General features: G+C 67.6%; 12 protein-coding genes. 2 read left to right on the top strand and 10 right to left on the bottom strand.

Features of this window, described 5'->3' with window-relative positions; translation table 11 throughout:
* Positions 1 to 37: 37 nt before the first annotated feature.
* The 6 genes from AWC31_RS20915 to AWC31_RS20890 form a co-directional block, all read right to left on the bottom strand.
* Entirely contained in the window at positions 38 to 766 is a 729-nt protein-coding gene (locus AWC31_RS20915; protein WP_085145911.1) for a 3'(2'),5'-bisphosphate nucleotidase CysQ, read from the bottom strand.
* Positions 763 to 2,613: a sulfate adenylyltransferase subunit CysN gene (gene cysN / locus AWC31_RS20910; RefSeq protein ID WP_207626396.1), complete on the bottom strand. Its 1,851-nt coding sequence runs from the start codon at positions 2,611 to 2,613 to the stop codon at positions 763 to 765. The genes AWC31_RS20915 and cysN overlap by 4 nt, the downstream gene beginning before the upstream one ends.
* A gap of 1 nt (position 2,614) precedes the next feature.
* Positions 2,615 to 3,544, bottom strand: coding sequence for a sulfate adenylyltransferase subunit CysD (gene cysD / locus AWC31_RS20905; RefSeq protein WP_085145910.1), 930 nt, complete (start codon positions 3,542 to 3,544; stop codon positions 2,615 to 2,617).
* 581 nt (positions 3,545 to 4,125) lie between these two features.
* Positions 4,126 to 5,457, bottom strand: a complete 1,332-nt coding sequence (locus tag AWC31_RS20900; RefSeq protein ID WP_165766014.1) for an MFS transporter — start codon at positions 5,455 to 5,457, stop codon at positions 4,126 to 4,128.
* 68 nt (positions 5,458 to 5,525) lie between these two features.
* Positions 5,526 to 6,542: a phosphotransferase family protein gene (locus tag AWC31_RS20895; protein ID WP_085145908.1), complete on the bottom strand. Its 1,017-nt coding sequence runs from the start codon at positions 6,540 to 6,542 to the stop codon at positions 5,526 to 5,528.
* The gene (locus tag AWC31_RS20890) at positions 6,536 to 7,651 is read right to left on the bottom strand and encodes an Rv3169 family protein (RefSeq protein ID WP_067859541.1); all 1,116 of its coding nucleotides are present in this window, start codon (positions 7,649 to 7,651) and stop codon (positions 6,536 to 6,538) included. Before AWC31_RS20890 ends, AWC31_RS20895 begins: the two co-directional genes overlap by 7 nt.
* 74 nt (positions 7,652 to 7,725) lie before the next feature.
* Between AWC31_RS20890 and AWC31_RS20885 the strand changes: the two genes are divergently transcribed.
* Both AWC31_RS20885 and AWC31_RS20880 read left to right on the top strand, forming a co-directional pair.
* The gene (locus AWC31_RS20885) at positions 7,726 to 8,277 is read left to right on the top strand and encodes a TetR/AcrR family transcriptional regulator (protein WP_085145907.1); all 552 of its coding nucleotides are present in this window, start codon (positions 7,726 to 7,728) and stop codon (positions 8,275 to 8,277) included.
* Positions 8,278 to 8,366: 89 nt separating this feature from the next.
* Positions 8,367 to 8,756 (top strand): PaaI family thioesterase, encoded by a 390-nt coding sequence (locus AWC31_RS20880; RefSeq protein WP_207626399.1) that lies wholly within the window; start codon positions 8,367 to 8,369, stop codon positions 8,754 to 8,756.
* A 5-nt stretch (positions 8,757 to 8,761) separates the two neighbouring features.
* Here AWC31_RS20880 and AWC31_RS20875 read toward each other — a convergent pair whose 3' ends face one another.
* From AWC31_RS20875 to AWC31_RS20860, 4 genes are all read right to left on the bottom strand, one after another.
* Positions 8,762 to 9,253 carry a beta-class carbonic anhydrase gene (locus tag AWC31_RS20875; RefSeq protein ID WP_085145905.1) on the bottom strand — a complete coding sequence of 164 codons (492 nt, stop codon included), beginning with the start codon at positions 9,251 to 9,253 and terminating at the stop codon, positions 8,762 to 8,764.
* Positions 9,254 to 9,364: 111 nt separating this feature from the next.
* Positions 9,365 to 11,281, bottom strand: coding sequence for an ArnT family glycosyltransferase (locus AWC31_RS20870; protein ID WP_085145904.1), 1,917 nt, complete (start codon positions 11,279 to 11,281; stop codon positions 9,365 to 9,367).
* Between the two features lie 25 nt (positions 11,282 to 11,306).
* On the bottom strand, positions 11,307 to 12,590 hold the full coding sequence (locus tag AWC31_RS20865) for a bifunctional glycosyltransferase family 2/GtrA family protein (RefSeq protein WP_085145903.1): 1,284 nt from the start codon (positions 12,588 to 12,590) through the stop codon (positions 11,307 to 11,309).
* A gap of 55 nt (positions 12,591 to 12,645) precedes the next feature.
* On the bottom strand, positions 12,646 to 14,496 hold the full coding sequence (locus AWC31_RS20860; protein WP_085145968.1) for an ArnT family glycosyltransferase: 1,851 nt from the start codon (positions 14,494 to 14,496) through the stop codon (positions 12,646 to 12,648).
* Positions 14,497 to 14,513 lie beyond the last annotated feature (17 nt).

Genomic DNA, 14,513 nt, shown 5'->3' with positions numbered 1-14,513 from the left:
TTGGCTAACCGGCCATTTCGTTGTTCTCGGTAACGACCTAGCCGGTTACGGCGAGCACCCGCTCGGCGAGCTCGGGCCGGCACACCACCAGGTCGGGCAACAGCGGGTCGGCCGAGTTGTAGACCAGGCGCGACCCGTCGATGCGCGAGGTGTGCAGGCCCGCTGCCCGCGCCACCGCGACCGGTGCGGCCGAATCCCACTCGTACTGACCGCCGGCGTGCACGTACACATCGGCGACGCCGCGGATCACCGCCGCGACTTTCGCACCAGCTGAGCCCATTTCGACCAGTGTGCCGCCGAGCGCATCGCGCACCGCGAGTGCGATCGCCGGTGGCCGGGTCCGTGACACCACGATCCGCGGCGGGCCGTCGAACGCGCGCGGCGCAGCGACCTCGGGTGTGGAGAGCGTGGTGTTCTGCGCGGGCAGGGCCACGGCGCCCGCCACCAGTTCACCGTTCTCCCACAGCGCGACGTGCACAGCCCAGTCGTCGCGGCCGAGTTCGGAGAACTCCCGCGTGCCATCGAGCGGGTCGACGATCCAGACCCGCTCGGAGGTGAGGCGGACCGGATCGTCGACACCTTCCTCGGACAGCACCGCATCGCCGGGACGCTTCGCCGCGAGCTCTTCCATCAGGAAATCGTGGGACTGCTTGTCCCCCGCGGCTTTTCGCTCCTCGGCGGACGCGTCGGCGAAGTCGGCGCGGACGTCGAGCAGCAGATCGCCGGCGCGCGTCGCCAGGCGGGCAGCCAGTTCGTGGTCGTTCACCGGCGGCTGTCCAACATCTCGATGACCTGGTCGGCGAGTTCGTCGACGTCGCGATCGGGAACCAGCCGCAGGTCGGGGCTCTTCGGCCGCTGGTACGGGCTGTCGATCCCGGTGAAGTGCGTGATCTCACCGGCACGGGCCTTCTTGTACAGCCCCTTGGGGTCACGCCGCTCGCAGTCCTCCAGCGGGGTGTCGCAGAACACCTCGAAGAACTCGAAGCCCTGATTGGCGTGCACGGCACGGGCGAGCTCGCGGTGCTCGGTCAGTGGGCTGATCGCGGGAACCAGCACGGTCAAACCGGAATCGGCCATGAGCGTGGCGATGTGCGCCAGCCGGCGCAGGTTCTCGGCCCGGTCGGCCATCGAGAAACCGAGGTCGGCATTGAGCCCGTGGCGGAGGTTGTCCCCGTCGAGAACGTATGCCGGGCAACCACGTTCGAGCAGCTTCTGCTCGACGCGCATCGCCACCGACGACTTGCCCGAACCCGACAGGCCGGTGAACCAGATGGTGCGTCCCTTGGAGAGCCGGTCGTCGGCACACACGAGCGACTGGTGGCGAACCGTGTTGGGGCTCGCGGCCCGGTTCGCGACGGGCGTGGTGTCGCGCACCATGCCCGCGGCGACCGTCCCGTTGGTGTCGGGATCGATCAGGATGAACGCCCCCGTAGCGGCGTTGCGGGAGTACTCGTCGAGCATCAGCGGCTGCTGGCTGCGCAGCGTGATGCGGCCGAGCTCGTTGAGCTTGAGCGCCGTCGCGGACTTGTCCCGGTGCAGCGTGTTGACGTCGAGGCGGTAATCCAGTGAGGCGACCCGGGCCCGCGTCGTCCGCGTGGTGTGCTTGACCAGGTACTCGCGCCCCGGCTCCAGTGCCGACCCGTCGGCCATCCAGCACACGGTCGCGTCGAACTCGGTCGACACGTGCGGCTGGTTGTTGACCCGCGCGAGCACGTCGCCGCGGGAGATGTCGATGTCGTCGGCCAGACTGACCGACACCGCCATCGGCGGGAACGCCTCGGTGACCGGACCGGTCGGTGCGTCGATCGCGGTGATCGTGCTGGACTTTCCGCTTGGCAGCACGACGATCTCGTCGCCGACGCGCATCACGCCGCTGGCCACGGTGCCCGCATAGCTGCGGTGGTCGGCATGGTCGACGGTCTGCGGACGGATCACGTACTGCACCGGGAACCGCACGTCGACCAGGTTGCGGTCGCCGGCGATGTAGACGTCCTCGAGATGGCTCAGCAGCGCGGGCCCGTCGTACCACGGCGCCTTGTCCGACTTCGTCACCACGTTGTCGCCGTTGAGCGCCGACATCGGGATGGTGGTGACGTCGTGGATGTCCAGCCGGGCCGCGAACGCATGGAACTCGTCGCGAATGTCGTTGAACTTCTCCTGATTCCAGTCGATCAGGTCCATCTTGTTGACGGCCAGCACGATGTGCTGCACACCCAGCAGCGACGCCAGGAAGGCGTGGCGGCGGGACTGTTCGAGCAGCCCGTGCCGTGCGTCGACGAGCACGATCGCCAGGTGCGCGGTCGACGTTCCGGTCACCATGTTGCGTGTGTACTGGATGTGGCCGGGGGTGTCGGCGATGATGAATTTCCGCTTGGCCGTGGCGAAATAGCGGTAGGCGACGTCGATCGTGATGCCCTGCTCGCGCTCAGAGCGCAGACCGTCGGTCACCAGTGCGAGGTCGGTGTAGTCGTTACCGCGTTCCTTGGAGGTGCGCTCGACGGCGGCGAGCTGATCCTCCATGACGGCCTTCGAGTCATAGAGCAGCCGGCCGATCAGCGTGGACTTGCCGTCGTCGACCGAACCGGCGGTCGCGATCCTGAGCAGTGTCGCCATATCAGAAATATCCCTCGCGCTTGCGGTCTTCCATCCCGGCCTCGGAGATGCGGTCATCGGCGCGCGTGGCGCCGCGTTCGGTCAGACGCGAGACGGCGGTCTCGGCGATGATGTCCTCGACCGTCGCCGCGGTCGATTCCACGCATCCGGTGCACGTGACGTCGCCGACGGTGCGGAACCGCACGCTCGTCTCGAAGACGTCTTCCCCGTCACGGGGCTGCATGAACGGGTGCACCGCGAGCAGCATCCCGTCGCGCTGGAACACCGGGCGGGTGTGAGCGTAATAGATTGCGGGCAGCGTGATGTTCTCGGCGCCGATGTAGGCCCAGATGTCGTACTCGGTCCAGTTCGACAGCGGGAACACGCGGATGTGCTCACCCTTGCGGTGCCTGCCGTTGTAGATGTTCCACAGTTCGGGGCGCTGCGCCTTGGGGTCCCATTGCCCGAACTCGTCGCGGAAGCTGAACACCCGCTCCTTGGCCCGCGCCTTCTCCTCGTCGCGGCGCGCACCGCCGAATGCGGCGTCGAACCTGTTCTCGCGGATCCCACGCAGCAGCGTCACCGTCTGCAGCGGGTTGCGCGAGGGGCCGTTGTCGACGACCCGGCCCGCGTCGATGTCGTCCTGCACCGACGCGACGACCAGGCGCACGCCGTTCTCGGCCACCAGGCGGTCACGGGTCTCGATCACCTCGTCGAAGTTGTGTCCCGTGTCGACGTGCATGACCGGGAACGGCAGCCGAGCCGGCGCGAACGCCTTGATCGCCAGATGCAGCATGACGATCGAGTCCTTGCCGCCCGAGAACAGCAGCACCGGCCGCTCGAACTCGGCCGCGACCTCGCGGATGATGTGGATGGCCTCGGCTTCCAGCGAGCGCAGATGGCTCAGCTCGTACGTGCCGGGTTGTGTCTCGATCGGCTCTGCCGTGGTCATTGCTTCCCCATTAAGTTGGTAGAAATGGCCAGAATTGCAAGCATGACCTGGAATGTAACCGGCCTGGAGCGGCAGTGTCAACGTTCGGTGTGTGAGCAGTGCAATCGCGTGGGCCGCGTTTGTGATGCCAGCCCGCGTTTGTCACGCCAGAGTGACCGCCGGCCCCCACCGCCACGCCAGCGTGACAATCGCGAGCTCAACACGTGGCCATCCATCTCCACTGTCACGCCAGAGTGACTGCGGGCTTCGAGAGCCACGCCAGCGTGACAATCGCGAGCCCGACCCACGGCCATCCACCCCTCTGTCACGCCAGAGTGACTGCGGGCTTCGAGAGCCACGCCAGCGTGACAATCACGAGCTCAACCCACGGCCATCCACCCCCACTGTCACGCCAGAGTGACCGCCGGCCCCCACAGCCACGCCAGCGTGACAATCACGGGCTCAACACGTGGCCATCCACCCCCACTGTCACGCCAGAGTGACCGTCGGCGTCGAGAGCCACGCCAGCGTGACAATCACGAGCCAGCGCGGCCCGGCGCGGCGCCCAAAGCCCAAAGCCCAGCCCCAAGCAACGGACTGCGTCAGCGGTGCCCGCTCACATGCGCGCCGGCATTGCGTGGGAGCCACAGGGTTTCGATGAGGGTGAACGCGAGGAAGGCGCCGAGGACGAGAAACGTCGCTGAATATGAGGTCAGCTGGCTGAGCAACAGCGCGGCGATGGCGATGCCGAGGCCGGCCGCGAGTTCCTGCACGGACGCGTTGAGTGTGTTGGCGTGGGTCAGTTGATCCCCGTCGACGTCGGAGAACGCCAGGCTGTTGTAAGCCGTGAAGCCGATGGACCGCAGTGCGCCGCTCACATAGAGGACGACGGCCATGACGGCGACGGGCATGCCTGGCTGCAGTAGGGCCAGCAGGCCGAAACAGCCGACCGACGCGATGCCATTGATCAGCAGGACGTTGCGAATTCCGATCCGCCGCATCAGCGGGGTGGTCAGCGGCTTGATGGTGAGGTTGCCCGCGAACAGTGCGGCCACCATGAGGCCCGCGACAAACGGCGTCCAGCCGAACTCCAGCTGGAATTGCAGCGGCAGCAGGAACGGCACGGCGGTGATCACCATCCGGTACAGCGACCCCGCCTGCACGGTGATCCTCAGCGTGCGGACTTTGAGTACACGCAATTGCACGAGCGGGTTCTCTGCCCGCAGCAGCCGCCAGACGGCTGCCGACAACAGCACCACAGCGCCCACCCCGCATAGGCCGACCAGCAGCCAATCGGTGCCGGACATCCGGACGTTCTCCAGTGCGATCAGCGCGGCAGCAATCCCGGAACCGAGTGCCAGGAGCCCGGGCCAGTCCAGGGATCGCGGTGCGGCGGCCGGCTCGCCGCGAATGAGCCGCAGCGCCAGAAGGAATCCGATCAGCCCGATCGGAATGTTGACCGCGAAGATCCACCGCCAGCTGCCGAGCGTCGCGATTGCCCCGCCGAGCACCGGTGCGAGTATCGGCGCGGCCAAGGCCGGCCACGTCAGCAACGCGATGGCCCGCACCAGGTCGGACTTGTCGCTGTAGCGCAGGACCGCGAGCCGGCCGACGGGCACCATCATCGCCCCACCGACGCCCTGCAACACCCGCATGCCGACAAGCATGGGCAACGACGCCGAGAGGGCGCATCCCACCGACGCGACCGTGAAAACCGCTATGGCGGCGATGAATACGCGACGGATGCCGAAGCGGTCGGCCATCCAGCCGCTGGCCGGGATGAGGACCGCCACGGTGACCAGATACGCCGAGATCGCGACGTTGACGTCGACGGCATCGACACCGAACGACGACGCGATCAGCGGGATGGCCGGCGTGATGATCGTGGCGTCGAGGATCTCCATGAACAACGCGCCCGCCACCAGCAGAGCCATACCGCGGGGAAAGGGTGGATGCTCGGGCGTGGACACCCGAGCAATCTAAAGCAGTTCCCTGATCTTCCTCAGCTTCCGAGCACGAAGTCGATACGCCGCGCGCAAATGTCGGCGAGGTCCACGCCTGGAAGGTCGAACCGGTGATTGAGCCGGATCAGCGCGACAGCCAGCAAAAGCGGCGCGGTGACGTCACCGAACGCGATGTTGCCGATTTCGTGGCCCACTGCGTGCTCGTAGCGGTCGATGGTCTCCTCTCGGCTCGGCGTTCCCGGCGCCGGCGCGTTGTCGGGCAGCGGGCTGCTGACCCAATCGGTCATGAGAAGCCAGCTGACGTCGGCTGCCTGATCACCCAGGTAGGCGATCTCCCAGTCCAGCGCTGCAGCCGGCGACAGATCGGGCCGGTACAGGACGTTCGACATCCGGCTGTCACCCCAGCACAGTCCGACGCGGTCAGGCGTGTAGAGATGGTTGTCCAGCCAGTCCAGCGCTCGGCGGAAGGTCGGGTGAATCGGCTTGTCGCCGTAGGCCCAGCCGATCGCATAACGCAGGAAGTCGCGCAGGGCAGCCGGACTCGACTTGCCGAGGAACCCCAGCCGGTACTCCTGCGGATCGAGCCGGTGCACGGCCGCGATCATGTCCACGCATCCGTTCCACAGCGCGGCCCGGCCCGCATCGTCGGTCTCGGCGAAGATTCCGGCCCCGTGGTAGGGCGGTACGTCGCTGACTCCGACCACGCCGTCGATGCGATCCATCACGAGATACTGGGTGCCGAGGGCGTCGCCCTCGGCGTCGATCCAGCGCACAGTCGGCACCGGAATGGGTGATGACGCCAGCCGTTGCATGACGAGACACTGCCGACGCAGATCGTAGTCAGGCAGGATCTGAAATTCCGGCGGGCGCCGGAACACCAGGCCGAGACTGTGCCCGTCGTCGAGCCCGTCGAGCTCGAACAGGAATGTCTCGGTGGAAAAGCCGCCCGGGCTCGGGCTCCAGTTCTTCACCCGCGCCTGCGCGGCACCGGGAACACGTTGGCGGGCAATGGTTTCGAGGGCTGCGGGGAGCTCCTCGGCGGCCGGCCTCACCACCCGGTATAACCGTAGCGCGGGTAGGCCCCGACGAACACCATCTCGACCAGGCCATGGCCGGTCTTTCCATCCATCCGGACCTCGCACAGTGTCTCGGACAGGAAGCTGACGGGCTTGATGACGCTCAGATCCGTGGTGTCGGCCGTGAATCCGTCGATGAATTCCTTTCCACGCCAATGTCCGGACGCATATCCGTCGACTTCCATGTAGCCGGCCAGTCCGGGCCAGAAGTCGGTGATCGGGGTGACCTCGATGGTGCTCGTGCTGCGGTCACCACGGTGCACGGTGAAGGTGCCGCCGCTGATGACCCGGAGCTCGTCGCGGAACTTCAGGTCGTGTTCGACGTCGATGATGGTGGCTGCCGGACGTTCGGTCGCAAGCGGGTAGAGGATTTCGCCCTCGAACTGCCACCGGTCCCCCGTGCTGGTCTCGCGCTGCGCGAAATGCACGAGTTCGTCCTCGAATTCGAAGATCCCCATGTAGTAGAGGGTGCCGTCGGGAATCTCCTGAGGCTGCAGGTGGACACCCTCCGGCAAGCTTCCGCCACCCGGTCCGTTACGGATGCCCCACGAGTGGTCGCGGCCGAACCACCACCGGGACGTGTCGATCTCGATGCGTTCGCCGTCGATCTCGATCCAGCCCTCCAGGTCGCCGTTCTGGTAGAACCGGCGCGCATCTTCGCTGACGCGGCCGCGGCTGCGGTGGAACGCGGGCGTCTGCTCATAGGTCGGGAACTGACCGCGCAACCGAAGATCGAGGCTCACCCCCTGCTCGTTGGGTTCGAGCACGGCTCGCACGGTTCGCAGCGGCTCCTCGACGCTGTAGGTGTACGGGCCGACGGAATATGTTCCGAGAGCGCCCGATTCGGGATTGAGTTCGGTCGACATGCGCACGACGCGGGCCTCGCCGCCGCGCTTGGTGATCATCGCGTACGCGTCGGTGACATTGCGATTGGGATAGCGCGCCAGGCCCGTCATCACGTTGACCTCGCCCGAGCGGTCGAACCCGTACATCACGATGCGTTCGGTCCACCGCAGATCGGATTGGGCGACGTGGTCGAACGTGGTCGGCAACTGGTGACAGAGCAGTTCGTCGTGCGGCGTGAGCATGCGACCTCCCGGGAGATAATTACGTTATAGGCCGTAACGTAACAGGCGCGAGCCGATGAGGATAGGTTTTTGCGATGACCACTGCAGCCGGGCGGCCCCGCGACCCCGCCAAGGATGTCGCCGTGCTGACCGCGGCCCGTGAACTGCTGGTCGAGGAGGGCTACCAAGGCACGACCGTGCTGGCCGTCGCCCGGCGCGCGGGTGTCGGCGCACCGACGATCTACCGACGCTGGCCGACCAAAGAGGCCCTGGTGGAAGATGCCGCTTTCGGTCACGCGGCGCCCGTGCCGGTCCCCGGCCCGTCCGGCGACCTGCGTGCAGATCTGCGGGGGTGGGTCGCGGTGTTCCTCGACTGGCTGGCCAACCCCGTGACCCGGGCGGCGCTGCCGGGCCTGCTGACGGCCTATCACCGGGACGAGACGATCTACGAACGACTGGTGTTGCGCGCCGAGACCGATGTGCGGGCGCTGATGGCTGATCTGCTCGGCGACGCCGCGCGGGCCGACGTCGTGTTCGATTTCCTCGTGGCGTCCACCGTGGTGCGGGCGATGACGCGAGGGCTCGTCGACCGCGATGCATACTGCGACCGCACCGCCGACGCATTGGTCGTGCTGGCGCGCGGCTGACTCGGAGAGAAGGACTACCCCGGAGGTAATTGAACCGCCGAACGCCGGTGGCAAGACTTCGATGGATGACAACCCAGACCGGATCTGACGTGATGGCGCAATTCCTGCCGGAGTCACCGTTTGTCGCGAAGTTGGGCATCGTCGCGGAGTCGCTCGACGGACCCGAGGTGCGGCTGCGAATGCCGTGGGATCCGTCGAACGTCACGCTCGCCGACATGGTGCACGGCGGCGCGATCGCCACGCTCGCCGATGTCACCGTGATGGCTGCCGCCTGGGCAGGGGCCGACGTGCCGGATTCACTTCGGGGCGTGACGGTTTCGATGTCGATCAGCTATCTGGCCCCGGCCCGGTCCACCGACCTGCTCGGCGTCGGCCGGGTGCTGCGGCAGGGCAGGTCGATCGTGAGTTGCGATGTCGACATCGTCACGCCCGGCGGCGACGCAATCGCGAAGGCGATTGCAACGTACAAGGTCGGCTGAACCTCTCAGGCGTGGACCTCGTCGAGCTTGCCGGTCGCGACGTCGAAGATGAAGCCGCGCAACGATTCATGCCTGGTGACGAACGGGTTGGCCTCGATGCGGCGCAGGGACTGGCGCACGTCCTCTTCGAGGTCGGTGAACGCCTCGGCCGCCCACGCGGGCTTGATGCCTGTTTCGTCTTGGATGGCGCGTTTGAAGTCGTCGTCGGTGAAAGTCAGCATGCCGCAATCGGTGTGGTGAATCAGGATGATCTCTTTGGTTCCCAGCAACCGCTGACTGATGGCAAGGGACCGGATCTCGTCGTCGGTGACGACGCCTCCGGCATTGCGAATGACATGCGCCTCGCCGTCGGCCAGGCCGAGGATGCGATACACATCCAGGCGGGCGTCCATGCACGCCACGACCGCGACGTGCTTGCTCGGCGGCAGCGGTAGCGGTCCGCTGAACTGCTTGGCGTACTCCGCGTTGTTGGCCAGGTACTGATCGGTGACTGACATGAGCCGCAGGCTAGACCCCCATGGGCCGTTCGTCACCACTATGGATCAGGTGGATCCAAGGCGACGGCCGTCCTGCTCGGGGGGTAGCAGGACGGCCGCCGCGGTTTGGGGTCAGGCATGCGGTGCTTGCAGGTCGTACACCGCGGTTCCGCCGACCTCGGTCTTCGTGAAGTTCTGCTTGACCCAGTCGGTGATCTCACCGGCACTGCCACGCTCCTCGCGGGGCGGACCGAAGCCGCCTTCGCGATCCAGGAAGTACCGGACGTCACCGTCGGCGACGTACTGCTGGAACTGCGCGAGGGTCGGTGAGTTGTCGCCACCGGTGAACCCGCCGATCGCCATCAGGGACTCACCGGTCTTGAGCTCGAGGTCACTGACCATCATCGACCCGACACTGGCTGCGGCCCAACGGTTGTCGGCACCGGCGATGAGGTCGGCCAGTGCCGAGTCATCCCGGTTCCCCATGCCCGGCGGAGGTCCGCCCGGGCCGCCGTGCCCACCCGGGCCACCGAAACCCCAGTCGCGCTTGGGGCCCGCCATCGCCATCGGACCACTGCTGTTCCCGTTGAGCACGGTCTCGATCGAGTACGCGGTGGGCGCGCCGAGCCCGAAGACGATCGCGGCGAGCGCCACGGCCGCACCGGCCCGGCCCGGCCGGTGTGCCGCGGCAGCCAGCGCCACCGCGACCACGATCGAGCCGATCAACACGATCCAGCGCAATGCGGGCAGCCACTCGGGAGTGCGGTTGAGCAATACGAAAGCCCACGCTCCGGTGCCGGCCAGCATCCCGGCCATCACCAGTCGGCTGGCGAGATGCTCACGTCGCCGCCACAATTCGACGACCGAGATGCCGACGAGCGCGGCGATCGCCGGGGCCAGCGCCACGGTGTAGTACGGGTGGATGGTGCCGTCCATGAAGCTGAACACGGCCGCCGTCACCAGCAACCAGCCGCCCCACAGCAGCGCCCCGGCACGAACACCCGCCGTGCGCGCGGTGCGGCGGGTCAACCACAACACGGCGACCAGGCCGACCAACGCGGCAGGCAGCAGCCACGAGGCCTCGGTGCCCATGGACAGTCCGAACATGCGGCCGATGCCGGCTTCGCCGCCGAAGAACAGGTTGGGCCCACCGCCGCCCGGGCCGTGGCCCGGCCCACCGCCGGGCTGGTTCTGCCCGACGATGCGGTCAATGCCGTTGTATCCGAATGCCAACTGCAACAAGCTGTTGTCGGTCGAGCCGGCGATGTATGGCCGTGAGTCGGCGGGCCACAGCGCGACGAGAGCGAGATACCAGCCGGCCGAGATCGCCATCGCGACCCCGCCGATCAGCACCGCGCCCAAGCGCTTCCACACCGACGCGATGGGCGCGGCGACCAGGAACACCAACGCCAGGCCGGGGATGATGAGGAACGCCTGCAGCATCTTGGTCAGGAACGCGAATCCCAGCGCACATCCCGACAGCGCGACCCACAGCGTGCTGGCCCTTGCCGACACCGGTCCGATCGCGCGCACCATGCAGTACGCAGCCACCACGAGCAGCAACACCAACAGGGCATCGGGATTGTTGTAGCGGAACATCGAGGTCGCCACGGGCGTCACGGCCAGCGCCGCACCCGCGATGAGACCCGCACCCGGACCGCTTGTCCGCTTGACCGTGGCGTACAGCACGGCCACCGCCGCCACGCCCATGAGGGCTTGCGGCAACAGCATGGTGAACTCGTTGAAGCCGGACAGCCGGCCGGACAGTCCCATGGCCCACATCGCGGCGGGCGGTTTGTCTACCGTGATGGCGTTGCCGGCGTCGAGTGAGCCGAACAGCCAGGCCTTCCAGGACTGGGTGCCTGCCTGCGCCGCGGCGGCGTAGTAGCTGTTGGCCCAGCCCGAGGACCCGAGACCCCACAGGTACAGCACCGCGGTGCCGGCCAGCAGCGCCCAGTAGGCGGGCCGGACCCAGCGCGGCTGCGCGGCTCGGGGCGGATCGGCCGACACCACGATGGGGTCGCGGCCGATGTCAGCGATGGTTGTCATGTCAGCAGCTTTCGGTTTCGAAGGTTCAGCGTCGTGTCCGGGAGGGGTGAAAAACCCAGTCGCGCAACAACACGAAGCGGACGACGGTGGCCGCCAGGTTCGCCGCCACGAGCACGGCGAGTTCGACGGCCGGGTGCGGCTGCGGCGTCAGTGCGTGCAGCAGCCCCAGCGAGCCGCTCGTGATGGTCAGGGCGATCCCGAAGACCGTCAGCCCTTCCAGGTGATGGCGGGTGACGTTACGGGCTCCGGCGATGCCGAACGTGAATCGCCGGTTGGCGGCGGTGTTGCCGATCGCGGTCAGCAGCAGGGCGACGAGGTTGGCGGCCTGGGCGCCGAGGCCGGACCGCAGTGCGACGAACAACAGCAGGTACGCGAGCGTGGACACCACACCGACCGCGCCGAACCGCACCACCTGCCGCAACAGGGATCCCGGTGCGGCTGAGTTCCGGGACGAGCCGAGTTGCGCGGCAATGCTGTTGACCGGGATGGAGCCGTTGGCGAACCCGCGCAACAGTCGGCCGATGCCTTTGAGGTCGGCCGTCGCGGTGGCGACGATGTCGACGCGGCTGTCGGGGTCGTCGACCCAGTCGACGGGCACTTCGTGGATACGCAGCCCGCTGCGTTCGGCCAGGACCAACAGCTCGGTGTCGAAGAACCAGCCGGTATCGGCGACGTGCGGCAGCAGGCGCTCGGCCACATCGGCGCGAATCGCCTTGAACCCGCACTGGGCATCCGAGAACCGGGCGGCCAGCGTGGATTTCAGGATGAAGTTGTAGCAGCGGGAGATGAACTCGCGTTTGGCACCGCGGATCACGCGCGAGCCGCGGCCCAGCCGGGTGCCGATCGCCAGATCGGAGTGGCCCGAGATCAGCGGGGCCACGAGCGGCGCGAGCGCCGTCAGCTCGGTCGACAGGTCGACGTCCATGTACGCGAGAACCGGTGCGTCCGATGTCGACCACACCGCGTGCAGTGCCCGGCCGCGGCCCTTCTCCTCCAGGCGGACCACGCGCACGCCGTCCAGTTCGGCGGCTAGCTCGGCGGCGATGCGCGGGGTGGCGTCCACGCTGGCGTTGTCGGCGATGGTGATCCTGGTGGGGAGCGCGAAGTTCTCCTGCAGGTAGCGGTGCAGGCGGCGCACCGAATGTGCCAGCGCCGCTTGCTCGTTGTAGACCGGCACCACCACGTCGAGCACCGGTACCCCGGCCGCCTTTGCCGCCACCGCGGCATTGGGACGCGATGCGAAATGGAACCGGTCCTGTGTGTCGGTGTCAGCGTCTTCGGTGTCGAATCGCTCGGCGATCTCTGTCATGTCTCCATCGTTCTGCTGTGGCGTGTGACCGGCGTGGGGCGAAGCTATGCGCCTGCTATGTGTTCGTCGCACGCTGTGTGAGGTCGTAGACGGTGACGTTCTCGATGGTGATCGGGGTGAAGTGGGTCTGCACCCACTGCGCGATCTCGGCTGCCTCGCGGCTACCGCTCGGGGTGTGCCCGCCGAATCCGCCCATCATCATCCGGCTGCGGATGAAATAGTGGATCTGGCGCGACTCTACGTAGCTCTTGAACTCGTCGAGCGTGGGCGCGGGATCGGTGCCGTTGAAGCCTCCGACCGCCATAACCGGTGCATCAGTTGCCAATTGGTAGCCGGCGGCGTTGCTGGATCCCACCACGGCCGCCACCCAGGTGTAGTCCTCGGCATCGGCGGCCAACGTCGCGGTGAGCATCTCCCCCGGCTCCGGTGCCGCGAACAACCCGCCGAAGCCACCGCCGCGCGACGGGCCGACCGACGGGATGGCTCCGCTGTGCGGGCTTGCCGCGGTGGCGACCGAGTACGCCGCCGGGGCGGCGAGGCAGACCACGACGGCCATCGCGGCGACGACCCGCTGCACACCATCGCCCAGCCGGGCCGCCATCAGAAGCAATACCGCGGCTCCCACCCCACCCACCGCCACCGCCGCGCGCAACCATGGATAGGGGTCGTCGTGGCGTGCCAGCAGTACCGCCGCCAGGATCGCGGTCACCAGCACCGTGCCTGCCAGCGCCGTGGCGGCGCGAATGTCCTTGCGCTGCTTCCACAACAACGACGCGCCGATGCCGATCACCGCGCCGATCGCCGGTGCGAGAGCCACGGTGTAGTACGGGTGCACGATGCCGTTCATGAAGCTGAACACCACCGCGGTGACCAACAGCCAGCCGCCCCACAGGATGAGCGCGGCCCGCGTGCGGTCGGTGCGCGGTGCGCGACGGGTGAGGTAGAGCCCGGCCGCCAGGCAGATCAGCGCGGCAGGCAATAACCAAGCGATGTCGGCGCCCATCTGCGATCCGAACAACCGCCCCGCACCGACGTCGAAGTTCAGGTTGCCGAGCCCGCCCGTCTCCTCGCCCGTCAGCCGCCCGAAACCGTTGTAGCCCAAGGCCAGCTCGACGATGCTGTCGTGCTGAGAGCCGCCGATGTAGGGCCGCGCCGAGGACGGCCACAGCTCGACCAGGACCAGGTACCACCCGCCGCTCACGACGAGGGCGGCACCGGCCGCGACGACGTCGACGATCCGCTTCCCGAGCGGTCGGTCACCCGCCACGAGCGCCGCCGCCGCGAACGCGGGCAGCACCAGGAACGCCTGCAACATCTTGGCCAGGAAGCCGAACCCGACGGCGGCGCCCGCCGCGACGAACCACCAACGGCTGGCATCCTTTTCGATGCCGCGCTGCACGCAGTAGGCGGCGACGACGAGCAACAGTACGAGCAGGGCGTCGGGATTGTTGAACCGGAAGATCAGCGCCGCCACCGGTGTCAGCGCCAGGACCGCACCGGCCAGCACCGCGGCCCAGGGCCCGGCGGCCCGGCGCACGGCGGCGTAGAGCACCGCGACCGCGGCGACGCCCATGAGGGCCTGCGGCACCAGCACACTCCACGGGTTCAACCCGAACAGCCGCACCGAGATGTCGATGATCCACAGCGCTGCGGGGGTCTTGTCCACGGTGATCGCGTTCGCCGGATCGCTTGACCCGAACAGCATCGCCGTCCAGTCCTGAGCCCCCGCCTGCGCCGCAGCCGAGTAGAACGCGTTCGCCCATCCGCTGATCGAGAGATTCCACAGGTACAGCACGGCGGTGCCGGCCAGCAGTGCCACCAACGCGACGCATTCGGCCATCGGCTTCGCCGGTCGAGGCGCGGCCGCGTCGACCCGCACGACAGGTTCGGCGGCTACCAGAGTCACCACTTCATCGTCGCGGC

Origin of the sequence: Mycolicibacterium wolinskyi (assembly GCF_002101965.1) — a bacterium.
Classification (GTDB): domain Bacteria; phylum Actinomycetota; class Actinomycetes; order Mycobacteriales; family Mycobacteriaceae; genus Mycobacterium; species Mycobacterium wolinskyi.
Note: the sequence above shows the minus strand (reverse complement) of the source record. Positions and strands in the feature narration are given on the sequence as shown.

Coding starts and splice junctions, on each gene's coding strand:
- cysN (WP_207626396.1), bottom strand. CDS start 2,613: ATGGCGACACTGCTCAGGATCGCGACCGCCGGTTCGGTCGACGACGGC.
- cysD (WP_085145910.1), bottom strand. CDS start 3,544: ATGACCACGGCAGAGCCGATCGAGACACAACCCGGCACGTACGAGCTG.
- AWC31_RS20900 (WP_165766014.1), bottom strand. CDS start 5,457: ATGGCTCTGCTGGTGGCGGGCGCGTTGTTCATGGAGATCCTCGACGCC.
- AWC31_RS20890 (WP_067859541.1), bottom strand. CDS start 7,651: ATGCTCACGCCGCACGACGAACTGCTCTGTCACCAGTTGCCGACCACG.
- AWC31_RS20885 (WP_085145907.1), top strand. CDS start 7,726: ATGACCACTGCAGCCGGGCGGCCCCGCGACCCCGCCAAGGATGTCGCC.
- AWC31_RS20875 (WP_085145905.1), bottom strand. CDS start 9,253: ATGTCAGTCACCGATCAGTACCTGGCCAACAACGCGGAGTACGCCAAG.
- AWC31_RS20870 (WP_085145904.1), bottom strand. CDS start 11,281: ATGACAACCATCGCTGACATCGGCCGCGACCCCATCGTGGTGTCGGCC.
- AWC31_RS20865 (WP_085145903.1), bottom strand. CDS start 12,590: ATGACAGAGATCGCCGAGCGATTCGACACCGAAGACGCTGACACCGAC.